Origin of the sequence: Phocaeicola paurosaccharolyticus JCM 15092, from assembly GCF_000613805.1 — a bacterium.
Classification (GTDB): Bacteria; Bacteroidota; Bacteroidia; order Bacteroidales; family Bacteroidaceae; genus Phocaeicola; species Phocaeicola paurosaccharolyticus.
Map to the genome: position 1 here is coordinate 102,751 of NZ_BAJR01000005.1, position 23,604 is coordinate 126,354.

General features: G+C 38.0%; 25 protein-coding genes and 2 pseudogenes. All 27 read right to left on the minus strand.

Annotation, left to right across the window (positions count from 1 at the left end; all coding sequences use genetic code 11):
• Positions 1-3: 3 nt before the first annotated feature.
• A complete protein-coding gene (locus tag JCM15092_RS04215; protein WP_024993571.1) occupies positions 4-597 on the minus strand; it encodes a sugar transferase in 594 nt (197 codons plus the stop codon).
• On the minus strand, positions 594-1,871 hold the full coding sequence (locus JCM15092_RS04220; RefSeq protein ID WP_024993572.1) for a DegT/DnrJ/EryC1/StrS family aminotransferase: 1,278 nt from the start codon (positions 1,869-1,871) through the stop codon (positions 594-596). Before JCM15092_RS04220 ends, JCM15092_RS04215 begins: the two co-directional genes overlap by 4 nt.
• Positions 1,872-1,890: 19 nt before the next feature.
• The gene (locus tag JCM15092_RS04225) at positions 1,891-3,087 is read right to left on the minus strand and encodes a glycosyltransferase family 4 protein (RefSeq protein ID WP_024993573.1); all 1,197 of its coding nucleotides are present in this window, start codon (positions 3,085-3,087) and stop codon (positions 1,891-1,893) included.
• A complete protein-coding gene (locus JCM15092_RS04230) occupies positions 3,084-4,112 on the minus strand; it encodes a hypothetical protein (protein ID WP_024993574.1) in 1,029 nt (342 codons plus the stop codon). The genes JCM15092_RS04225 and JCM15092_RS04230 overlap by 4 nt, the downstream gene beginning before the upstream one ends.
• Positions 4,090-5,097: a lipid II:glycine glycyltransferase FemX gene (locus JCM15092_RS04235; protein WP_148296594.1), complete on the minus strand. Its 1,008-nt coding sequence runs from the start codon at positions 5,095-5,097 to the stop codon at positions 4,090-4,092. Before JCM15092_RS04235 ends, JCM15092_RS04230 begins: the two co-directional genes overlap by 23 nt.
• Positions 5,051-6,310, minus strand: a complete 1,260-nt coding sequence (locus JCM15092_RS04240) for an oligosaccharide repeat unit polymerase (protein ID WP_024993576.1) — start codon at positions 6,308-6,310, stop codon at positions 5,051-5,053. Before JCM15092_RS04240 ends, JCM15092_RS04235 begins: the two co-directional genes overlap by 47 nt.
• A 45-nt stretch (positions 6,311-6,355) precedes the next feature.
• The gene (locus JCM15092_RS14885; RefSeq protein WP_204367507.1) at positions 6,356-6,748 is read right to left on the minus strand and encodes an LbetaH domain-containing protein; all 393 of its coding nucleotides are present in this window, start codon (positions 6,746-6,748) and stop codon (positions 6,356-6,358) included.
• Between the two features lie 52 nt (positions 6,749-6,800).
• Positions 6,801-7,346 (minus strand): hypothetical protein, encoded by a 546-nt coding sequence (locus JCM15092_RS04250; RefSeq protein ID WP_024993577.1) that lies wholly within the window; start codon positions 7,344-7,346, stop codon positions 6,801-6,803.
• 611 nt (positions 7,347-7,957) lie between these two features.
• Positions 7,958-9,253 (minus strand): lipopolysaccharide biosynthesis protein, encoded by a 1,296-nt coding sequence (locus JCM15092_RS04260; protein ID WP_024993579.1) that lies wholly within the window; start codon positions 9,251-9,253, stop codon positions 7,958-7,960.
• Positions 9,250-9,981, minus strand: coding sequence for a hypothetical protein (locus JCM15092_RS04265; protein WP_148296595.1), 732 nt, complete (start codon positions 9,979-9,981; stop codon positions 9,250-9,252). Before JCM15092_RS04265 ends, JCM15092_RS04260 begins: the two co-directional genes overlap by 4 nt.
• A 359-nt stretch (positions 9,982-10,340) precedes the next feature.
• Positions 10,341-10,877: a KdsC family phosphatase gene (locus tag JCM15092_RS04270; protein ID WP_024993581.1), complete on the minus strand. Its 537-nt coding sequence runs from the start codon at positions 10,875-10,877 to the stop codon at positions 10,341-10,343.
• On the minus strand, positions 10,861-11,913 hold the full coding sequence (locus JCM15092_RS04275; RefSeq protein WP_024993582.1) for an N-acetylneuraminate synthase family protein: 1,053 nt from the start codon (positions 11,911-11,913) through the stop codon (positions 10,861-10,863). The genes JCM15092_RS04270 and JCM15092_RS04275 overlap by 17 nt, the downstream gene beginning before the upstream one ends.
• Positions 11,914-11,919: 6 nt before the next feature.
• Positions 11,920-12,617 (minus strand): annotated as a pseudogene (locus JCM15092_RS14890) (N-acetylmannosamine-6-phosphate 2-epimerase).
• Positions 12,610-13,290, minus strand: coding sequence for an acylneuraminate cytidylyltransferase family protein (locus JCM15092_RS04285; protein WP_024993583.1), 681 nt, complete (start codon positions 13,288-13,290; stop codon positions 12,610-12,612). The pseudogene JCM15092_RS14890 and the gene JCM15092_RS04285 overlap by 8 nt, the downstream one beginning before the upstream one ends.
• 65 nt (positions 13,291-13,355) lie before the next feature.
• Complete coding sequence (locus JCM15092_RS04290) at positions 13,356-13,625, minus strand: hypothetical protein (RefSeq protein WP_024993584.1); 270 nt, start codon at positions 13,623-13,625, stop codon at positions 13,356-13,358.
• Positions 13,626-13,732: 107 nt separating this feature from the next.
• Positions 13,733-14,587 carry a DUF4145 domain-containing protein gene (locus JCM15092_RS04295; protein WP_024993585.1) on the minus strand — a complete coding sequence of 285 codons (855 nt, stop codon included), beginning with the start codon at positions 14,585-14,587 and terminating at the stop codon, positions 13,733-13,735.
• Between the two features lie 9 nt (positions 14,588-14,596).
• Positions 14,597-14,932 (minus strand): hypothetical protein, encoded by a 336-nt coding sequence (locus JCM15092_RS04300; protein WP_024993586.1) that lies wholly within the window; start codon positions 14,930-14,932, stop codon positions 14,597-14,599.
• Positions 14,933-15,099: 167 nt separating this feature from the next.
• Positions 15,100-16,323, minus strand: a complete 1,224-nt coding sequence (locus tag JCM15092_RS04305) for a nucleotide sugar dehydrogenase (RefSeq protein ID WP_024993587.1) — start codon at positions 16,321-16,323, stop codon at positions 15,100-15,102.
• A 34-nt stretch (positions 16,324-16,357) separates the two neighbouring features.
• Positions 16,358-17,533, minus strand: a complete 1,176-nt coding sequence (gene wecB, locus JCM15092_RS04310) for a non-hydrolyzing UDP-N-acetylglucosamine 2-epimerase (RefSeq protein WP_024993588.1) — start codon at positions 17,531-17,533, stop codon at positions 16,358-16,360.
• Positions 17,534-17,950: 417 nt separating this feature from the next.
• Positions 17,951-18,964: an N-acetylneuraminate synthase gene (gene neuB / locus JCM15092_RS04315; protein WP_024993589.1), complete on the minus strand. Its 1,014-nt coding sequence runs from the start codon at positions 18,962-18,964 to the stop codon at positions 17,951-17,953.
• Positions 18,964-19,602 carry an acetyltransferase gene (locus tag JCM15092_RS04320; RefSeq protein WP_024993590.1) on the minus strand — a complete coding sequence of 213 codons (639 nt, stop codon included), beginning with the start codon at positions 19,600-19,602 and terminating at the stop codon, positions 18,964-18,966. The genes neuB and JCM15092_RS04320 overlap by 1 nt, the downstream gene beginning before the upstream one ends.
• A pseudogene (locus JCM15092_RS04325) lies at positions 19,602-19,940 on the minus strand (DegT/DnrJ/EryC1/StrS family aminotransferase); the annotation flags it as partial. The pseudogene JCM15092_RS04325 and the gene JCM15092_RS04320, both read right to left, overlap by 1 nt.
• Before the next feature lie 218 nt (positions 19,941-20,158).
• Positions 20,159-21,148, minus strand: coding sequence for a polysaccharide deacetylase family protein (locus JCM15092_RS04330; protein WP_024993592.1), 990 nt, complete (start codon positions 21,146-21,148; stop codon positions 20,159-20,161).
• Between the two features lie 5 nt (positions 21,149-21,153).
• A complete protein-coding gene (locus JCM15092_RS04335; RefSeq protein WP_024993593.1) occupies positions 21,154-22,173 on the minus strand; it encodes a hypothetical protein in 1,020 nt (339 codons plus the stop codon).
• Positions 22,170-22,412: an acyl carrier protein gene (locus tag JCM15092_RS04340; protein WP_024993594.1), complete on the minus strand. Its 243-nt coding sequence runs from the start codon at positions 22,410-22,412 to the stop codon at positions 22,170-22,172. The genes JCM15092_RS04335 and JCM15092_RS04340 overlap by 4 nt, the downstream gene beginning before the upstream one ends.
• A gap of 31 nt (positions 22,413-22,443) precedes the next feature.
• Positions 22,444-23,169 carry an SDR family NAD(P)-dependent oxidoreductase gene (locus tag JCM15092_RS04345; protein WP_024993595.1) on the minus strand — a complete coding sequence of 242 codons (726 nt, stop codon included), beginning with the start codon at positions 23,167-23,169 and terminating at the stop codon, positions 22,444-22,446.
• Between the two features lie 5 nt (positions 23,170-23,174).
• Positions 23,175-23,603 carry a MaoC/PaaZ C-terminal domain-containing protein gene (locus JCM15092_RS04350; RefSeq protein WP_024993596.1) on the minus strand — a complete coding sequence of 143 codons (429 nt, stop codon included), beginning with the start codon at positions 23,601-23,603 and terminating at the stop codon, positions 23,175-23,177.
• Position 23,604: the final 1 nt, after the last annotated feature.

Genomic DNA, 23,604 nt, shown 5'->3' on the forward strand with positions numbered 1-23,604 from the left:
GAACTAACGCTCGCTAACTATCACCCAAAATGTTTTGAAGATTAAAGCTATATCATAAAAGAATGAGTGTTTCTCCACATATTTCAGATAAAGCTTAATCTTTTCTTGCATAATGACCTCTATGTAATACTTCTCTGGATCTTCCGCCTTCTCCATAAGCTCGTTCTCATTGCGAAACTTAATGGAAGCAGGGTCTGTGATTCCTGGTCTTACATCCAATACATGCATCTGCTCTGGTGTCCAGTAGTCCACATAGTGGCGTACTTCTGGGCGAGGGCCAACCAGCGACATATCACCTACAAACACATTGATTAACTGAGGCAGTTCATCAAACTTGAATTTCCTGATGATATACCCAGAACGTGTGATACGAGGGTCATGCCCGCCAATTGTCACAAGACTTCCTTTGTCAGAACCCACCCGCATAGAACGGAACTTAAAGATACGGAAATCTTTGTTGTACCTTCCTACACGTACCTGCCGGTAAAACACAGGCCCCTTGCTATCCAGTTTGATCCAGATAGCAAGTATAAGGAATATAGGACTTAAAACGATTAGCCCTAACCCACTAGCAATGATGTCGAATAAACGCTTCACAGACTCTTTACTATTTCAACAAAATTAGATGTAACGTACTCTATTTCTTCATCCGAGAGCTTGGTATGCAATGGTAATGACACCTCATTCTCAAACAGATGATAAGCATTCGGATAATCCTTGATGTCAAAACCCAGTGCCTTATATGCAGTCATCATAGGCAACGGTTTATAATGCACATTGCAAGCAATACCTCTTTCAGCCATTTTCTCAATTACATTGTTGGCATCCTCGCGTGTTTTACCTAACAAACGTACAAGATAAAGATGATGAGAACCACAATGGTCTGCTCCCTTATGATTTAAAACTACCACCGGCAGATCTTTCAATGCATCATCGTACCTGCGTACTATCTCATAACGCCTTTCAAGAATACCTTTATATCGTTCCATTTGAACAAGGCCCAATGCTGCCATAATGTCCGTCATATTGCACTTGTACCACGGGCCTATGATGTCATATTCCCAAGCTCCCAACTTGGTCTTTGCCAACGCATCCTTATTCTGGCCGTGAAGGCTAAACAACTGGGAGAGCCTATAAAGCAACTCATTCCATGTCTCGCCCTCTTTCTTTGGCACAGTTGGCATATAATCCAAACCTGAAACTGGAACTTGTTCATTGCCAAACGGAAGATTCCACGTCAGAGCTCCACCTTCAGCAGTAGTGAAGTTCTTCACTGCATGGAAACTGAATGAGCTGAAGTCCGCAATCTCACCAGCCATCTTACCCTTCTGGTTGGCACCAAACGAGTGAGCACAGTCTGCAGATACAACAATTCTACCTATCTTAGCCTGCAAAGCATTTGAAGGTTTGAACAAACTTTTCTTCTGCTCTACAATCTCAAAGACCCGTTCATAGTTAGCCACAATACCGCCAAGATCCACAGGACAAATCACTTTGGTATGCTCTGTGATAGCTTCAGCCAGCTTTTCATAATCCATCTCTACATTGTCCTTCTGGCTATCTACCATCACCAACTTGCAGCCCATATGCTGAGTTACAGATGCTGTAGCAGTGTAAGTATATGCCGGCACAATTACTTCATCCTCCGGCTTCAAGTCCAGCAAATGCAAAACCATCTCAAGAGCTGCAGTCGCAGAATTTAGACACACGGTTTTATCCGTATGCACGTACTCTGAAATCTGCGCCTCCAGCTTCTTTGTTCGAGGACCTGTTGTTATCCAGCCAGAGAGGATTGCTTCTCTCACTTCTTGTGCCTCTTTCTCCGTCATATCAGGCGGAGAAAAGGGAATATTTCTAAGTTTCATGTTCATATTGTTAAAGGAATCTTGATTAATCCATTAATTTCTTTTCAAGATATTCATTCAATCCTGCTATTTGTTTTGGACGATTAAATACCTCGTTTGCACATCTTATACAGTTCTTTTTCTTTTCCTCAACTTGTTTTGGCTCTTGCATAAAAGAACCAATGTTTTCAATCATTTTATTATAATCTTTTGCAGGAGCTACCCAACCTAAATTATATTTTTCAATAATCCTTTGGCCCTCGCCCTCACCAGAAAACAAAATGGGTAGTCCTGCCGCCATTGCCTCATAAATCTTTGAAGGAACTGCCCCATAAATATTTACGACGAGAGGGATAAGCGCAACGTCAGAATCAACAAGTATCTGAGGTATTTGTTCTCTAGTAACTTTCCCATGATAGAATATACCTCTACCTGGATTATCAGCTAGATACTGCTCAATGAGCTCTTGTTCACCGCCTGCGCCATAGATATGAAATTCGACACCCAATTTGTAAAAATCTATACTCTTACATATATCAAAAATACCTTGAGCATAACCAAGCAGGCCAGCATATACTATTTTTAAAGCTTCATAATCTTTGCGATTACTTCTGAGGCCCTCAAAACGACTTGGATCCACTCCATTTCTAAATAAAAAGGTATTATTTGCTCCATGTGCCGACATATACTCAACAATTTCGGATGATTGGCCTAAACAAATAGAAGATTTTTTGTAGATAAAACTCTCTATTTTCTCCAATCCCTTATACGTGAAGCTATCACCCGAAATTGCTCCCAGCTCACGGGCAGAAAGGGGCCACAGGTCCGAAATGTTGGAAACTAGTCTTGCCCTACAAACTTTTGATAGAAGCCACGCTGTCAAGCATAGTGTAAGTGGAGGGCTTTCTACTATAATGTAGTCTGGTTTAAACTTCCTCAAATGTTTAAGTGAAAACAAAGCTGTCAAAGAAAACGACACCATGTTCCAGATTCTTTTTAATGTCTTCTTAGTATTGGTCGCATATAACCAATATCTATAAACAGGCACATTATCCAGATTATCCTTATAGGAAAATTTCCCATTGTATTCATCGAAAATCCTTCCCGCAGGATAGTTTGGCATCCCTGTAATTACAATTAGATCATTATCAAGACTCTTAAGACCTGTTACCATTTCATATAGGCGATTCTGTGGTGCGCCCATTTCAGGTTTATAATACTGTGTTATCAGAGCTATTTTCATAATGATAATTTTATGATTTTACCGTCAAATTTCTTTATTGCCATCCCATTACATTGAATTGTGTCATAATGACCAGCATCATAATATGGAAAAGTGATTTGTCCATATTGAAATAGTTGCATAGGCAAACAATCTTTTTTATACTTCCCCAATATGCTGATTTTCTTATTTTTATCCACATGTAGCAAGTAAACATTTCTATCCACAACACCAGGTGCAATACGGTCATCAAGAATTGTTTTCAAGAATGATTTTGAAGAGGGGTAAGGTTCCACTGTCGTTGATAATAATAGTCCTTCTGAAATATTGCAACCATAAATGACCGAACCGTTTATCTCACTTAAACACTCCACTTTCCCTGGTTCAGAATAGCTCACATAGTAGATATGATTTTTATTTAGAACTGCATCCGTAGCCCATAAAAAACCATCCTTTAGAGCCATTCCCTGAACTGCCCGATATTGTTCATTACCAACCAGGAATGGAACTACTTTAGTAAAATTTAAATCAGCAGTATAAATACCGACATTATCACCGAAGTCTCCAGTAAGTATGAAAAAACGTTCATTCCACTTGTCAAAAAGAATATTATGGATATGAAAAATAGAATTGGCCGGAAAAGTATATAAAACCTTTACATCTCCATTCTTGTCTATTCGGTATATGTTAATTGGATGAAAATCTCTATTCATTCCATAATCACCCCAATAAACATACTCGTCATTGAACGTCGTCAAATTTAATGGAGTACTCAAACCATCTGGAACTAAAATTACCTTACTTATTCTTTTTTCAGCAACATTAATAAAGAACACTCTATTTGACATTGCTAGAATTACAATATCATCATTGAGCATTGTTGCACATCGTGGTTCTAGACGGAATAGTCGACTTAATATTCTTATCCTTGAAAATCTAAATTTCCACGATAGGTAACTAAAAATTACAATAGGATCATTATTATGGAATAATACAGACCCATCATAAGCCAAAACATGGTTTCTACTCTGAAATAATATTTTCATTATTCTTATCTTTCATCAATCTCTTTGTTTCATCTATTGTGTCTTTGTATTCTATCTTATTCAACTTACAATAGAGAGAAACAGCCTTATTAAAAAGCCAAAATTTAAAAGGAGAAACAACAAACCTAAAAGTATATCCTCTTTTTAAACTAGAAGCGAACCTACTTTTAAAGCGCTGAATGCCCTCATATTTGGAACCAGATTCATACACTAACCTTGCTCCGACCATATCATACTCCTTAACCCCTTTGTCTCGCAGAAACTTCATTAACTCATACTGTAAATAGTTCACACTGCCTGTATGAGGCTTGGCACTGCTCCCCCCATACATATAATAAGCATGCTCATTATCATAGATTACCAATGCGCAGCCTTCCACTTCATTATTAAAATTAGAAGTAAAGAAGCCTACATTATTGGGAATCTTCTCTATAAGTGCATTATAGTAAGATAACTCAGGATAGTGTACGTGCTGCCTTATCAGCGTATCTTTTATGCATTGATAAACATCATTTGGGTCAGCATTTAAATTAACCGTCACACCATCTTTCATGGCTTTTTTTATTACGTTTCTATGCTTTGAATGAAATGACATCATCAACTCATCGTCTGTCTTGCATAAGTCTACGATGTAGCTACCCCAAGGAATATTCTCACCGTATGTTGTTTCAACATTAAAAACAACATTTGTTTGAGGCATAGTAACATGATCACAAACGTTTTTATGAGACTTTAAATACAAACAAATTGAGTCTAAAAAAGCCTTTTCATCCTCAAGAGATGCACCTGAACTTAAGGGTGTGGGAGAGTAGGTAATTACAATCCATTTGAACAGCAATTTTTTAGAAATAAAAAAAGGCATGTAGAATTTTTCGTCAACAAACCATCCATAATTGTCAGATTTGATCGACAAATAATTCTCTGTAGACAACACATTGTTAATAGGAACACCTAGCTCCTTTTCTTTCAATACTATTTTTAACATATATTTTCTTTTTTGAAGATTGCTCAATATATTTTAACAAGAAATACAAAAGGATCATATAAAAAAATGTAGTCAACCCCAAAAAGGTAGATAACAAAGAACCAGATGTCGAATTCAACCATGAAACGTAGACGGATGTAAAATATATTGTAACCAAGGTGTTATATCTTAGTTTATCCGAACGTCTTGTTCTGTACAATATTACAATTAGCTTATATGTTAGAATACCTGCGATAATTGAAAGAATGAAAAAATAATTGTGTCCAAACCAATAGACGGCCTCTCCGAAAGAGGTAACAGTTAAATTACCAGATCCAGTTATTGCTCCTTCTGGGTCCATATAATAATCATATGTAACATCTCGAGCAACATTAAATTGCAAAAATTCTTTTGAATGACGATTTATTCCAGTAATTTTTGATGCTAAGTTCTCTCCAAATGTATTGAAAATAGTTAGATAAGCTGAGGGACAACCATTGGGGTATTTGTCCCACACACATGCTGTACCAAAGCCCGCAAGGTCTGTTGACCTATAAATATTATAGCTTACCGATTCTGAGAACGTTTGTCCCATTTGTTTCTCACCTATTAAAACTATAGACAAAGCCCCCAATAAACCTATATAAAAACCTTTCTTTACTGTAAGCTTTTGACTATACTGAATTAGAGCTGGAAACATCATTGTTACAACACTCGATTTCCCTCCGAGCATGAGTCCTACAATAACACCAAGTCCAAGTAAAATATAAAACTTAAACCGCAACTTTTCTTGTGTGTTTTTATCCGAATAAAAACAATATACCACAGTAGCAAATGACATCATACCAGGTACAGCATACCTTGAAATAAATGTAACTAACCATCCGAATGCGCCCACGCTTGTCCTTACATCACCTCTGTATACACCAGAAAAGATAGCGCGTCCATAAAGAAAGAATACTATTATAGATAATATAATGCTATATCTAAGGATTAAGCTAAACAGCTTATCCGTATTAAGGAAAGTTCGACCGTTTTCTTTCCATCCATAGTTTTTTATTTTTACTTTTTTTATTGCTAAGAGAGCACTAAAAAATATTATAAAAACATGAATCAAATTTGCTACAAACATTCCGCTTGTATCAAGATTCCATAGCTCAGATGCAATATATACACCTATTAATGGCAGTATGGTAAAAAGTCCTATTATTAAAAGAACGGCAAAAAAGGTCATATAATTAATGAAACTTTAACTCGCTTTTTAACTTATTATAATGATCTATATCTCTATGCTTAAATACTTTTGCTGGGTTCCCTCCCGCAATCCCACAAAATGTATATCATTCACGACAACGCTTCCTGCTTGTATAATTGCCCCCTCTTCTATTCTTACATTACCCAGTATTTTTACACCAGAGCCTATCCAAACATTATTACCTATCTCACAAGAATAATATATGTTAGTACTATCATAAGGAAGAGAATCACCTTCATAATTATGTGAATCTGTGTATATTTCAATATTCTTTCCAGAATGGAAATTATCTCCAATTTTTAGAGAGCCCCCTCCAAAAACCTTTATTCCATTAAAGTTACAGTTATCCCCCACCTCTGTATTTTTATTAAATTTACAGGGAAAGTTTACGATAAGACGACTACCGTATTTTTTCATTTGTCTCTTTGCACAAAATGTGCAGAGGAATCTAAGAATTTTTTTTAAGAATTTAAATAACATCGGAAAGATTTTTGTGAGGTTTGGAAATCAATATATATTCTTGATCTTTAATTCTTTGGTACTCATTTTTATAATTCACATCATCTATAATATAATTTACACCATTTAGATAGGCTTGATAAAGTACTGTAGAACACAACGAAATCACATTCATAGAACATGCAACAGAAGTTTGAATAGGAACACTGCAATCCTCTATTTCATCGTTGGGAAATAGCTCCTTTACTTTTTCCATATTACTATATGCAGGATGAGGCCTCACTTTAACTGTATACCCCTTGCTTTTTAATATATTTAGGGAATTAGCCACACCGGCTAACTGTGTATTTTCAAACAAAATATACTTGTAATCTATCAAAGGTATCGTTCCCTTCAGTTGATCCATATCTATTACTAAGGATTGCGGTTTTTCCACCACAAATACATTTTCTGTAGCCCTTAGTTTTTTAAACAATTCCACATAATACTCATCCCATACAAAGCATTTTGTAAACCTGAAAAAACTATCTCTTATATAAAAAAAGTTTTTCGCCATGCATGATATTAATATGTTCTATTGATTGTTCCTCGCAATACTTTGTCATTATGGAAGAGCAGCAGGAAAATTCAGAATTAATCACAAGAATTTTGGGGGTGTATGCTGTTATAAAATAACGATATATTGATATTTTTATAATATTCTTCAAGACGAAATATGGTGAGAATGGATAATGTAGAAAGATACTTAATATGAAGTTTATATCTTTAAGTTTTAACAACAGACCATCGTATTCATTTGTAATATGAGACAAAGGGTAACGTTCTTTTAAAGAAACAGGGATTATTGATTTATCTTTAATAGATATGCTATATACTGCGTCAACCCTTTTTATGAATTTTTTATTTTTCAGCAGACAAAACAATATATAAAATGGTATTATGAATACGCTAGCGATATTGAGAATTAAAGTGGCATACCTTTTTCTTATCGAACATTGACATTGATATTGCCGATACGAACGTTGAAAATCATTTTTAGGCTCTGATAGTTTCGAAATGAAGGCATAATCTCTTTTTACATCTACCTCATAATATGCCTGAGTTCGAAATAAATTATTAGTAATAGCCTCAACTGCTACATCAAACAATCTTTTTTTCATCTGCTATTTATATTCTAGAATTTACCAGTATGTTGTCCTTTTTATATGAATAATATGCGAAAATGAGAATTACAATCTCTTGGACTAATTGTGCGCCAAAAAAAGCGACTACACTAGATAAATGTATATTTAATAATAAAAACAGGGAAATAAGGTAAAAGACACTGCTAATTAATGTCATAACAAGCATCAGCCGCTGGTGTTCCCATAGCACCATATGCACTTTATATAAAATAACGAATAGATGAACTGGTAAAAAAAACATGCCTACATAATATGCGTCGATATCTTCGACATAAACCTCATTAAAGATGGAAAGAAGAAATCTCCCAAATACTGCTACAATGGTAAATAATACAGCTCCAGCCAAAATAAGAATCTTTCCCATCCTCTCAAATTTGGAGAAATATTCATTATACTCTTTTTTACTATTAGATACTGCTACAAAAGGCATGAACGCCTGAAAAAAATAGGTTGGCAATAAAATAATAAAAGTTCTTATCTGTGAAATAACTGTTAAACTACCTACTGAAGAATACGAATCATATTTAGCCACTATCGACTGCGCAAACCAATTCAAAGGGGCGTCAATAAAAGACATGATAAATACCGGCAGGATCATAGTAAATATGATTTTTCGCTCACTCCAAATGGAGTCCACCTTACAAAGAATGTGGCTTCGTCTGTTAGTTAATAATACAATGCACAGGCCAGCGACCGAAAAAAAAGTATAATACATTAGAAGACCAATAATTGCACCATTGACACCTCCTATTTTTATACCTATTATTATAAAAAGTAAGCCTAAAGCAGACGAAATAGTATCGTAAATACCGGAGAGGTTAAACATTTTATAGCCCTTAAGCATAGCATTAAACAAAGGGCCTATAAGAAAAAGTGGTAATAGTATCCATGTTATTTTAATATAACGAACAATCATAGAGGACTCTAAATAACCTTCCATTATTGATTCAGGAATGGTTAAAATCGGAATACTACAACAAAGACTTGCACAAAATGTAAATACGAATAATATATATAGACGCTTCAAGGCCAACTTTGAAACACTGGCTTCGGCAGCAAATTTTACGCAGAGACTAGTGAAATTGGTGGCACACACCCATACCACCAAATTTAACGTGTTCTTTATAAAACTATATGAGCCAAAATCATCCTTAGTTAATACATTAGTACAATACAGTGTCGTTAGTACCATTATTAACTTAGACAGTCCACTCCAAATAGTAGTAGAGGCAAATCCCTTCAGTAAATCTGATTTTTTAAATCTTTCTATGATGCTCATAGTGCCAAATACGGTTGAAGTTCGTCATACATTTCTTTACCTCTAACACAATTATTCATAAATAGAATCTTTGCTTCACTTGTATAACGTTTTCTTAGTAACAATTCAATATCCCTACTGCGAGAAGATACAAGTTCACTTTTCTTATATTCATATTCTGGATGCTTTAAATTAAAGAGAATATAATAGCCAACAATTGGAATATCTGTTGTGTCGATAAAAGAAACGCCCCTTCCTTTTGGCAAATCCAACCTGAAAATTCGTTTAATATCACATAAATTATTTAAATCTGCCAATATGTTTTTTTTTGACGATTCATCAATATTATAAATTAAACAACCTAAAGAAACTCCATTATTTATTAAAATCTCTTGGATGTCCTTAGTTTGTTTGTATATCTTCTCCAAAAAATCTGTTTCTAACCCCAAATTATAATAATAATCTAAATTATGAGGATATTTGCTCTTGCGCCTTAATACTCTTGCATTTAACTCCCAATGTTGGCTAAATATAGCCATTGCAACTCTGTGGGTTCCATCTGTCAGTGTTCCTTCCTTATCTAATTCTAATACTGATCCTTCGTCATATCCATTTTCCAAAAACGAGTCTATTAATCCTGAAAAATGATCCGACATAAGCCTATGGTTATAATCCTTTCCGTATCTTTCACCGTACTTGTGTTTCGCAAGTGTATCCTGAATAATAAAACGATTATCTTTTTTTTCCACGTAGGAATATATATCAAGAATCCTTGATATGGTAGAAAACTGAACAAAGCTAGCTTCTGTTCGGGGCATTAGAATATCGCCGACTGATACAATTGTATTTTTACATGTAATTAAATCATATAAAGCCAAGCAATAATGATGCAAAAGAGTTAACGCTCTATGATATGTCATAATAATATCGTTTATAAAGAAACTATAGGAAAATTACAATTATCACATAATCATCCTAATTCGTTATAACTTGCGCCAAAACTCCGCTTATCCTGGTATTTACTTTTATAAGACAACTAACCAGGCCCTTAACTAAAGAATTCGCCATTGTAAAAAAACTGATGTATTAGTACTCAATCAATTATTTGCTATAGGTTATTATTTATAATTTTTTCAAAATCAAAACCACGCAAATCTAGGAGTATTTCCACGGCCTCACGAAATGCTCCTCGGCCACCTAAACCTTCGCAGATAACAATAGAAGAATTCTTCGCTCTCTTATCTGCATCCCCAACAGCTATTCCTAATCCACAAGCACGTAGGAGCTTCACGTCATTAAGTTCATCGCCAATAAAAGCAATGTTCTCCATAGAAAGCCCTTCTATTTGTACAAACTCTTGCATGGCTTCCAGTTTTTTGTGGGTGCCAAAGATGTATTTATCAATCTTCAGTTTTTTTGCCCGCTGCTCAACAATTGGAGAATTCTCAGTAGTGATAAAGCCTGTTTTTATTCCTGCCTGTCTGAGCAGAAAAAAACCTGTACCATCCCTGAGGGAAAACTTCTTCAGCAGTTCCCCCTCAGGTGAATAGTAAACACAACCGTCGGTCAGTGTGCCATCAATATCGCAGAAAAACCACTTGATTTTGGCAGCACGTTCCCGTAATTCGTCAAGCGATATCTCCATCGTATATAGTTTTATCTGCAGCTATGTCTTTCGTGGCCTTCTTGCCAAAAAGATCCCAATACTTGACAGGGGAGATACCACCACCTGGGCACTTTACCATTATATCAGCTTCTTCAATCACTTTTCCTGCAGGAATAGCGCGACGTGATGTAACCGAGACACCATACTTAATGCGTGCGGCCATTTCGTGCTCATTATTTTCACGCTCATGCTTACCAAGCGATTGATGAACGGCTGTAGCATACTTCTTAATCAGTTCCATGCCACGAGGTTCAACTGATGCAGCATGGTCAGGACCAATCATCATACGATCAAGTGTAAAATGCTTCTCTATGACACACGCACCTAATGCTACAGCTGCGGCAGGAATCATTACACCCTTATCATGTGAAGAATAACCGACCAATGTTCCCAACTTTTCTTTGAAGGTAGTCAATACATTCAGATTCACATCCTCATTGGGGACAGGATACATGGTCACAGCATGGAATACCATGATCTTATCATTAAATTGCTTGATAAACCGAACAGAATCTTCGATTTCTTCCATAGTATGCATACCCGTGGACAGGAAAATAGGTTTTCCATATTCAGCTACCTGCTTCAAAAGAGGATAGTCAGTTATAAACGGAGAAGCGACCTTATGAACAGGAACATTCAGTTTCTTCTCAATAAACTCAAATCCTGTTGAATCGAAGCCACTAACAAGGAACTCTACACCCAGACTATGGGTGTATGCCTGTAGTTCAAAATACTGTTCATCAGTAAACTCTAAGGCGTGCTTATGCTCACCGTAAGTTTTACCAAATGCATAAGGTTTGTTGTAGGGAACATCAAGAGCATCCTTGGTGTACATTTCCTCTATAGTACGCTTCTGCATTTTAATAGCATCCACACCTGCATGGGCGGCTGCATCAATCATCTTTTTGCAAAGTTCGAAACTGCCATTATGGTTAATACCAATTTCAGCAATTACATAGGGTTCTTCGCCCTCACCAATCCAACGATTGGGGCCAACTTGAATTCTATTTGCCATTGTATCTTATTTTTTATTTGTAACCTTGTTTATTTCTTCAACAAACCACTGGGTGATAACTCTTGGACGGGTAATAGCTGTGCCGCTAATAACGGCATAGGCTCCAAGTTTCATTGCCTCTCCTGCTTCAGATGGTGTATTATAACGACCCTCTGCAAACACTGGTATTGAAAGGCCATTCACACACTCCTTCAGCACTTCATAGTTTGGCCCATCGTGATACTGCATGGTATCTGGAGTATAGCCATTCAAGGTGGTGGAAACACAATCTGCTCCTGCTTCCTCGCATGCTTTAGCTTCATCATAAGTAGCGATATCAGCTAACACCAAACAACCATAGCGTTTCTTTACTTCACGTATGAACTCAGGTCCAGTCAATCCTTCGCGTTTACGGAACGTACCGTCAATAGCGACAATATCACTCATGGATGTAATTAACTGTTCTACTTCATCAAACTACCAGTTATTCTTACCGTACCATCCTCAAACTGGCTTTTCAGAAGCCCAATTACCGGAAGTGGGGTGGCACGTTTAATAGCTTCAAGTTTTGCGATGCCTTGAGTACGAATACCAATGGCTCCGCCCATTTCGGCAGCACGGGCGAACAATGCCATGTATTCGGGATCAGCGTTAAAAGGGTCATCGCCTTCTGCTTGGCAGGAGACTATCATTCCACCCTTCAGTTGTTCAATCAACTTATTCATCTCTATATTGATTTATAATATATTCTGCATAATGGAAATCCTCTACGGTATCAATATCCACCTCTCCATATGGGTGATTCACAACAAAAGGATAAGCGGTTGGGCCTTCGATTATTTCCTGCAACAAGAGTTCCTTTTTCGTGATGTAAAGCAATCCGTTCTCATAGTAAAGTGGATCCATATCCTGACTGCGCATTCCAAACTTATAATTCCATGGAACAAACTTACCGTCAATTATTTTACCCAACTTCTTCTCACTTCGATTAACAGTGAACAGGCTATCGTTATCACCCTTCTCTATAATATCAATCGCTTCTTTAAGAAGATTCTTGGGTCTCAACGGATTTGTCGCTTGTAACAATACAACAAAATCGAATTCAACACCTTTGTCTATAAGATACTGTACAGCATGCCTCATAGCAGATGCAGTAGTGGCATGATCTCCCGCAAACTCGGCAGGACGATCTATTATCTCAGCACCAGCAAGTTTACTAATACTCTTTATATCGTCGGCATCCGTCGAAACATAGGTTCCTACAATACAGGTATTCCTCAAAGAATATTCGATAGAATGACAAATAAGAGGAGAGCCATTAAGCACGCGAGTATTTTTACCAGGGAAACGCTTTGAACCACCGCGTGCGGGGATAATTGATATATATTTGTATCTCATAGAACAAAACAAATAATTCTTAATAGTAATATTTCCTAATGTTATTCAGATTTGATAGAAATAGTTTAGAACCTATCTTTACATGTATGAATATAAGCAATTCTTGACGCTTCCACAATTTCCCTAACATCATCGTGCAACTCAATCATGGAATCATAATTGACTTGGTCTGAACTCCCAGATGCCCTGAATCGTATATCCACACCTCCCTGAACCTTGAGCGTCACGACAGGGTCGTCTGATTCCTCAACAGAAATCAGAATCCGCTTATCGTTCACAATGCGCTCGTAACCTAACAGCATTGCCAACTCGTTATGGAATCGCTCAATGTTCATCAGATGTTAATTGTTAATTTGTTAATTGTTAAGTTTCAACTTTTAGATGTATTGTTCACCAAATCAGAAGATGTTAGATGGTTGATGGATGATGATAATTACTTTATCTACTCCACTCTATATCCCTGACGGAATTTGCTTTCTGGTTTCTTGGGTAGAACTGAAAGGCGTGTGAACTTCTTATTGGCAATTCGTTGCTGCAATTCGTCTTCAAACTTATCTAAATCCTCCTTACGGTACTTACGTTCGGGTAAGAACAAATAAACAGTTCCTTCATCGCCTTTTTTATGCTCATCTATACCTTTCTCCAACAGAGATTGGAAATCATCATAGTTTTTGAAGCGATATTCAATAACTTCCTTGAACTTCTTATCTATGATATAGAGGTTATTCAAAATGTTGTTTATTACCTCCAATACGGTCAGCACATGCTCTCTGTCGGGCTTTTCCATCTGATGAGCAGATTCATTTCCCATAAATCTAGCTGCATGTAGGCGTTCGCAATCAAGAGCTGTTATTATACCTTTCTTGCTTAATTCGTCTATCTTCTTCTCAAGATTACCTTTTGTAATGCCTTTCTCAATGCACAAGGCCTCTATGGTTGCCCTAAAGCCAATGGACGCAAGAAGTAAACTTCCATTATTCAATGCCTCAACCGATTCACTATATGCCCTGGATATAAGAGAAGGAATCTCCCAAGAACGTAGGGGCTCAATGCTATTCTCCTTTACAGGATAAGCGGTATGAACAGGAATGATAACTTCATTGCCATCCTGATCATACTCTACATTACCTTCCTCAAATACCTCCAAGTCAAATGACACATGGTCGCAACCACAGCACTTCACCACTCGATAAGTAGCACTATAGTAATAATCATCCTCAGGTGAAAGGTTTTTACCTTCTCCCAGAACTTGATGGTGCGTCCTATGTTTGCATACAGGGCAGTAACAGTCAATCATCTATATTTACTATTGACCGCAGATAGGGCACATGTAATCACTCCCATCTGGTTTATCCGGATGAATTTTATTGTCTGAAGGCGTAAAGTCGTGATAGTTTCTACACTCTTTCTCATACGCCTCTTTAGCGCTTTTCGCATAAGAGTACTTAAAGCGCTTATATTTTCCAATTCCATGCTTTATACGGTCATTCAAATCGCTATCTGCACGACCTACATAGTCCACATAGAAAGTGTTGTCCTTAACATAACCATATGCATAATTACCTGGACTCGTTTTTGTTATTTGCTTATCTATCTCTTCTTTCGTGAGAGGATAAGACCCATTCATGTCTAATGATGCCATACTATCTTGTATATGTGGGTGACGCTTCTCTCTTTTGCGGCTTTGCCGCTTGGATAATCCAGCCGGTGACGGAGTATACGGAGCCACGGGCTGATATCTCTTTTCTTAGCTCCAGGCTCTATTGGGCAACGCCCAATTGTGCCTGGAGCGGTATGGATGAACTGTCTTTAGATGTGATACACACCCTCTAACGGGCAAATGTTATGGCAGTCAAGAATTACCTTACCCTTCAGCTTATCCCAATTCTGTTTGATGTGGTCATGTTTAACCATGATGACAACCATATCAACCTCACTAAGGAACTGATCGAAGTCCAGAATCTGGTTCTTCACTATCTCCTTCTGAGTGAAGAAAGGGTCAAAGGTCTTCAGCGGACGGGCCAAATGGCGCTCCTGAATGTCCAGCATCTGCAATGTAGGACTCTCGCGGATGTCATCCACATTCTCCTTATAGGTTAGACCATATAGACCCACCTTTCGGTTATCCGTAATGTTATGCTCTTCCATAATCTCATGGATGCGCTCCAGCACAAACACGGGCTGGTAATCGTTGGTCTTCATGGACTCGTCAATCACCTTGGCCAGCTGGGGATAGTCTCCCACGAGGAACCAAGGGTCAACAGAAATGCAGTGACCACCCACACCAGGGCCAGGCTGCAGGATATTCACGCGTGGGTGCATGTTACAAATCTTGATGATTTCATACACGTCCATATTGTCGTGGCGGCAAATGCGGCTCAGCTCGTTGGCAAATGCGATATTCACAGCACGGTACGTATTCTCAACCACCTTAGTCATTTCTGCAGTACGGATGTCTGTTACCACAATCTCACCCTGGCAGAAGCTGGCATAGTAGCTCTTCACCTTCTCACCAATCTCCTTGCTATCTGCACCAATAGTGCGGTTGTTATGGAGAAGTTCATACACCATATTGCCGGGAATGATACGCTCAGGAGCATGAACAAGGTTAATGTCCTCGCCAATCTTGAAACCATTCTCCTCAATCACAGGGCGTACGAACTTATCAATGGTTCCAGGGCTAACAGTTGATTCGACTACAACGGTTGCACCTTTAGGGCAAACCTTCATCACTTCCTTAACGGCTGCAACTACATAGCAGGCATCTACCTTCTTTGAGAACTTGTCGTAAGGAGTAGGAACAGAGACAATGTACATATCTGTCTTCTGGTACTCCGCTGTGAACTTGATGCCTGCTTTAACAGCAGCCTGGAACAGTTCATCCAAACCGTCCTCTTTGAAAGTTGTTTTACCAGCGTTGAGTGTTGCCACCAACTCTTTGTTATAATCCGTACCTATGACTTCCACACCGTGAGAAGCCATCATCAATGCTGTGGGCAGTCCAATGTAGCCCAGTCCAATTACGTTAATCATATTACTTAATTGTTTTTATTCTATCGTTCATAATTTACTTAACTTCGTATCTATCTACGGCTTCACCGTTGAGAGCACGTACAATACGGCTGCAAGCCTTGCCATCACCATAAGGATTAACGGCCTTACTCATCTTCTCGTATGCAACAGCATTATCAAGGAGGGCGCTGACCTCATTAACAATCAAGTCGTGATTGGTACCCACCAGATGTACTGTACCGCTCTTCAAAGCCTCCGGGCGCTCGGTAGTGTCGCGCATCACCAGCACGGGCTTGCCGAGGCCGGGAGCCTCTTCCTGGATGCCGCCAGAGTCAGTCAGCACCACGGTCGATTTCTCCATCAGGTACACGAACTCTAAGTACTGCAGCGGCTCAATGAAGAAGAAGTTGGGACGGGTCAAGTCCTCACCAAACACCTCATGGATGGGTTTGCGAACGTTCGGATTCAGGTGCATAGGGTAAACGAAGTCCACATCAGGATACTTCTCTGAGAGGTCCTTCATGGCTGTAACCATAGAGATAAAACCCTCACCAAAGTTCTCGCGACGGTGACCAGTAATCAACACCAGCTTCTTGCCACCATCCAAACGAGTCACGTCATAACCCGCGTCAGCCAGCACCTTATCCTGCGCCTTAGCCAGGGCCGCATCATTCTTCAGCTTGTCCACCACCATGTGCAGCGCATCAATCACGGTGTTGCCAGTGACGAATATCTGCCCGTGCGCCTTCTCCTCCTTCAAATTGCTTTCAGAAAGCGGAGTCGGAGCAAAGTCGTAAGTGGCAATGCGGCCTGTTATCTGGCGGTTCATTTCCTCCGGCCAAGGAGAATAGATGTTGTGCGTACGCAAGCCAGCCTCCACGTGACCCACGGGTATCTGCTGGTAGAATGCAGCCAGTGCAGCAGCTGTTGAAGTGGTGGTATCACCATGCACCAGCACTACGTCCGGCTTGCACTGGGCAAACACGTCGCGCATACCCGTCAGCACACGAGCCGTCACGTCATACAGGTCCTGTCCCTGTTTCATGATGTTCAGGTCATAGTCCGGCTTCACATCAAAGATGGTCAGTACCTGATCCAACATCTCTCTATGTTGACCAGTAACACAGACTATTGTTTCAAACTCATTCGGATGCTTTTGGAACTCTTTCACCAGCGGGCACATCTTGATGGCCTCCGGTCGGGTTCCGAACACTAACATTACTTTCTTCATATATCTTTGTTTTCTTAATTTGTTCTAACTGACAGTATCGAACTGCATCGCCTAACGACCACCTGGGCAATCAGAAATTACTCAATTTAGTTAAAGAATCTTTCAAAACGTTTATTTGTGTTTTCTCATTAAACAGCAGGCTTTTCAGTTTCTCTCGGATTTTACCTTTACACGTCTGGATGTGTTTTTTCGTCATTTTTCCTCTTCGCCTCCGTCATCATCCCTGTAGCCTTCATCCAAACCATCTCCGAAATTAACACTTGTTTACTCTCTTGGGATAAAGAATCTTAAAGCCCTTGCGTATTTGGGTAAAAAGTACTACCTTTGTATAGAAATGAGCCAGAAAGGCTTAATTTCCCGGATGTCTGATGAATGTCTGATAACTCTGGAAACGGTGTTTTCGTTTTACACTCAGTATCAGGCTGTTATGCGGAAGTTCACATTAGCTGAATAATCTTTATTAGCTCTTGTACCGATAACCTCATTCCAACGCATTGGAGAAATACCTGTACCAGGACGCTTTACGGTTATGTTTTCTTCTGTAAGCAATTCACCTTTTTTGATAATACAAGCAGCTACTATACTTTTGCGAGCAACAGCAATATTTGCATATTCAGATAATGTAACTTTCTTCTCACCATTTCCCAAAGCCATTTCGATATTACGAATAGCGCTAACCATAGCCTTCAATTCTGCAGGCTCAAGTGAAGCCTTATGATCAGGTCCTGGAAGATTGCGATTGAGAGTAAAGTGTTTCTCTATAACTGTTGCTCCAAGGGCAACAGACGCAATAGGAACTTCGATTCCACAAGTATGATCTGAATATCCTACATTTACTTCAAAATTGTTCTTGATGGTCAACATTGCTCTGAGATTTACATCCTCAAAAGGTGTTGGGTATTGTGTGTTACAATGAAGAATTGTGATCTGCTCTTTGCTTACGCCATATTCGTTCAATACATTAATAGCATTCTGAATATCCTGCGCAACGCTCATACCTGTTGACATAATAATATTTTCCTTATATTTTGCAATCTTACGAATAAAAGGGTAGTTGGTGATTTCGCCTGAAGGTATCTTCCAGAGGTTCAACCCCAATGAATGCAGATAACCAATGCTTTCTAAATCAAAAGCAGTTGACCAGAAACGAATACCTTTCTCTTTACAGTAAGCAATAAGTTCTTGATGATCCTCATGAGAGAGCTCCAATTTCTTGAGCATATCATATTGTGACTCATTACCATCTCCAATATTCTGCGTCTGATATTCGGCCTTCTTAGCACCCCTAGAAACCAATTTATCAGCCTTGAATGTCTGAAACTTTATTATGTCAGCACCAGCCTCTACAGCAACATCCACCAATTTCTTGGCAATCTCCATAGAACCATTGTGGTTGACACCTGCTTCAGCTATGATTAATATATGTGCCATTATTTCGCTCTTACTTTAATGATAGCAGGATTGCCTGCATAAATACCTTTTTCAGATATTGATTTTCTAACAACAGAACCTGAACCTACAACAATATCTTCACCTATAGAAATGCAATTGGCCAATACTGATTGACTACCAATGAATACTCGCTCACCAATCTTGCAGTCTCCATTGACCATAGTGCCCGTAGAAATGTGACATTGGTCACTAATATATGCATCATGTTCAATGTTTACAAAGGTGTTGATGATAACATTGTTACCAATTTGTGCACCAGCATTAACGAATGCATTATGCATGACAACTGTGCCCTCACCTATTGTTGCATATTTAGAAACGTATGCAGTTGAAGCAACAACAGTTGCCAACTTGCCACCAGCCTCTTTCACCTTATTGAATAACTTTATACGGATGGTCGGGTTCTTAATGAAGCCAATAGTAATTACGAATTCTGCTTTATAAACATAAGCAGGAATGTCATCATCAGTACCAATGATCTTATGACCAGGGAGCACTTCATTGCCCACATCCTCAAGCATATCAAGAATGCCAAGGATGCTGTAGCCAGCACTCTCGGCCACCTCAATCACTGACTTGCAGTGACCGCCACCACCAATAAGTATTAAGGGCCTCATTATTCCTGTGATAAATCAGAAGGACGTACAGAACTTGGAATATTGACTACACAATCGGCGAACCATATGGTATTCTTGAGGCCATCGTTCTCGCAGTTCTCGAACATTGGCAGACGGTTCATGAGCTCCCAAATAGGACGTGTCATGACGCCATTGTCATTTGTTTGCTGGAGGAAGTCTAGCTGAGCATCTTTATCCTTGAGGATAACTGCATTGAGCCAGTAGTTAGAGAAGGTGTCCTGTGAATCTACGAAGAACTCGATATCTAATACATTCTTGAAGTATGCCTCATATTCAACAGCAACTTTTCGCTTGCTCTCTATGTACTTTTCAATGTTTGCCTTAAGGTCAGCCAAAAGATCCTTATCCTTCCACTTCTTGCCAATAATAACAGAACCTACACATGCAATAGGAACCTTCTCGTCTAGCTCATAGGAGAAAACGTTTACACGATGCCCCATCTCTCAGCGGTACGCTTGAAATGATTGGCAACCGAAACGCGTTTTGCTCCACCTAAGAATAATATATTGATATCCATGACCTATTATTAATATTATTAATACCATTTATTTACAGGAGCATTTGCATCCTTTGGAAGATCATTTGTGTCAAGTCGAGGTAGTTTGAAGATTACATCACCCTCCTTATTTGAGAGGTCTGCAGTATCTACGATAGTAGTCATACCTAGCTTGCAACCATTCTCTTTTAAAACTTCAATAGTCTTATCGTCATGAGCACTATATGGGTAGCAGATCGTCCAGTTGTTGACATCTCCACCTACTTCCTTGATGAACTCAATGCTCTTCTTGATCTCAAACTCCTGCTTTTCTTTACTTAATGAATTTAACCAATAGTGATCATATCCATGACTACCGAAGTGCATGCCATTATCGACCATACATTTGATTTGATCCATTGACATGTAGAGTTCGCACGAGAACATACCCTCGTCCATACCAACAACCTTCTGGAAGATATCATCGGTGATAATCTTGCGGAGTCTTTCATCGAGTTCAACCTGAAGGAGTCGTTTTACAAAAATTACCTCCTTTGGATCAAAACGGTTTGCAACAGCAAGTTTATCGAAGTAATAATCAAAAGACTGGAGGTTCCAATCCTTGCGGTAGTTGTCCAACTGGAGCTTGAGTTCATTAACCAGTTGAGGAAGTTTCTCGTCTGGAGTAGATGCAAGGATGAAATGAATCTTGTTTACATCAAGGACGGTATTCTCTGTTACTGCCTTAACTGGTGCATAGAAAGCGCCTTTAATCTTCTCGTGCTCAAGATATGGGAATACATAATCAAAATGATCTTTGTATGCATCATCGAAAGTGAGAAGAACAGGATGGTCAGGGAGGTCTTTAGCTTTATCATTATGGTATGCATCAAGAACCTGCTCAACTGTTACAAAATTATAATGCTTTTTCAGGAATTGAACCTGTTCACGGAAGAGTTCAATCTGAAGACCTTTGATATTTGGATAACGTGAATTCTTAAGATCACGCACGTAGTGGTACATGACCACTGTAAGTTTGCTGTTATTCATGAACTTTATATTTTATTAGGTCTGTCTTGATCTCCATCTCCTTTAAAAATCACAACATTTACATCATCCATACATTCAAACTCTAACGGGATGTATTTATGTTCTAAGGGATCAAGATGCTCGGGGATTACAGTTGAGTTATCAAATGGGACTTGTTCGAAACCATTTATTTTGAAGAACTCAGGAGATATGCCATAATTTAAACAATCAACGTATTCAGCATTTCCTAATTGTATGATTCTTTGAATTTCATCAAGCAATGAAACTGTAGATGGAAGATTGCCTATCATATCAACAATTCTATATATATTACTATCTCCTACAAAAATTCTTCGAACTGCAAAAATTAATAAGGGATTTTGATCATTTTTTACTACCCAAAATTCATATTGGAAGAAAGGATGCCTTTGGTACCTATTGACAAAATAAGAAACATTCTTAAAACGATTTAAATTTGATTCTATATTGATATTTGTAATATCATTTGTGACACTGATATAAGCTTTGTCTTTTTTTATATTAGGTTTGCTTCGGTGAGGATTCTGTGCAATCTTATAATCATTAACACAATTATTGATAATGTAGTAGTGATTTAATTCATTAACTATAAAGTTAAGAGATAATGCTATATCTTTATGTGTTTTACTAATACCAAGAGATGCAAACGTTTCTATTGGGCTATTTTTAATTAAGAACTTAAGCATCTTTAATCCCAATTTACCAATCTCCTTGTTATTAATATCATCTCTTACCTTCCATACAGCCCCCCATCCAATATTTGGAATGGTATTAGTTTCATCATATTTTTGAGATTCTATATATCCAAACACTCCATCTATTTCTTCTGTCAAGGTGTTTGTTGCAATTACAAATGTATAATGCTCTTGTCCATCCCTCAAATGTTGGAATTCAAATAATTCTTTTGAATAGCTTAAAATATGATCCTTCTTCCAGAATTTATCAATAAATTTTTGAAGTATAGATAATTCCTTTCGACTGCAAAAATGAATATCATAAATACTCATCTCACATACTTCTCAATACAATCCAACATTTCACCAAAGTTATCCCAAGAGACTATATCTTTTGCCAAAAATTTGATACCAAACTCTTTTTCAATTGCAACTACTAACTGAATATGCGATAATGAATCGTATTCGTCTATATCATCTGCTGAATCTTCTCTGTTTATTATAATTTCTTCATTGTCTAATACGTCTTGGAAAATTTCCTGAACCTTTACTAAAATTTCGTTTTTATCCATTTCATTTAATTTTTTATATTATTGAATAAGATTAAATTAATAGTGTACCTGCATTTATTTGCAGTTTTACGCCATTTACCTGTTGGCTAGCATCCACAAAGAACTTAATATTATTCGCTACTTCTTCTGGAGTAAGAAGCTTCTTGAGAGGATGATTCTTAATCATCTGATCAAGGATACGTTCGTCAACCTCAGCAAATGCAGTTTGCATATATGCCGGTAATATGCAATTACTTGTAATGTTGTAGCGTGTATATTCTTTATTCCAAACAGATGACAACTCCATCAAATAGGCCTTGTTTGCTGCATAAAGCGTGTAGCCCATAGGTGGAAGACCAATGACAGCTTCTGTAATGATATTAATGATCTTACCAAACTTCTTTTTCTTCATCACATCGATACTTGCCTGAGTTATCTTGACTGTTGGTATGATATTGAACTGAAAAGCTTTTAAGAAATCCTCTGGAACAATCTTATGGAAATAAGTAGTTTGAGGACGCCCCACATAAGTACAGTTAACTAATACATCTATATTCCAAGCAGTTATCTTCTTACAAAAAGCATCTACACTATCATCCTCACAAAAATTTAGAGGTTCACCTTTTACGTTAGAATAGGTATCTTCTAGCTCCTTTGCGACTGCAGTAAACTTCTCATTTGCAAGGTAACTGAAATAAATCTGGTGGCCATCCTTCTGCAGTAACTCTACAGTTGCTTTACCAAGGCCAGATGTACCTCCTGTAATAAGTATATTCATAGCTTTTACCGTTTATCTTTTAACATTCCTATCTGCACATGACCCGTTGCAACAAGTTCTGATTTTTTTTCTGCAAGTCGATAGAATTTCAGTTTAAAGTTGACTATACCAACAGCCTCACTAACATCTTCAGGTATGGCCTTGATGGTAATTTTATCTTCTAAATAAATAGGTCTGCGAAACTGAATATCCTGAGTCTGAATCATTACGTTAGTAGAAGGAAGCACCATACCAACAAAGTGAGATACGAAAGCATTTAGGATATTGCCGTACATTACACATGCAGGAAAACCTTTCTTGTTGGCAAATTCCTTGTTAGTATGCAATGGATTCATGTCGCAACTGCACTTTTGAAAAGCATCATATACCTCCTTAGATACATGATAGGTCATTTCGAGCATTTGAGACTTTCTTACAAATTCTTCGAACTCCATA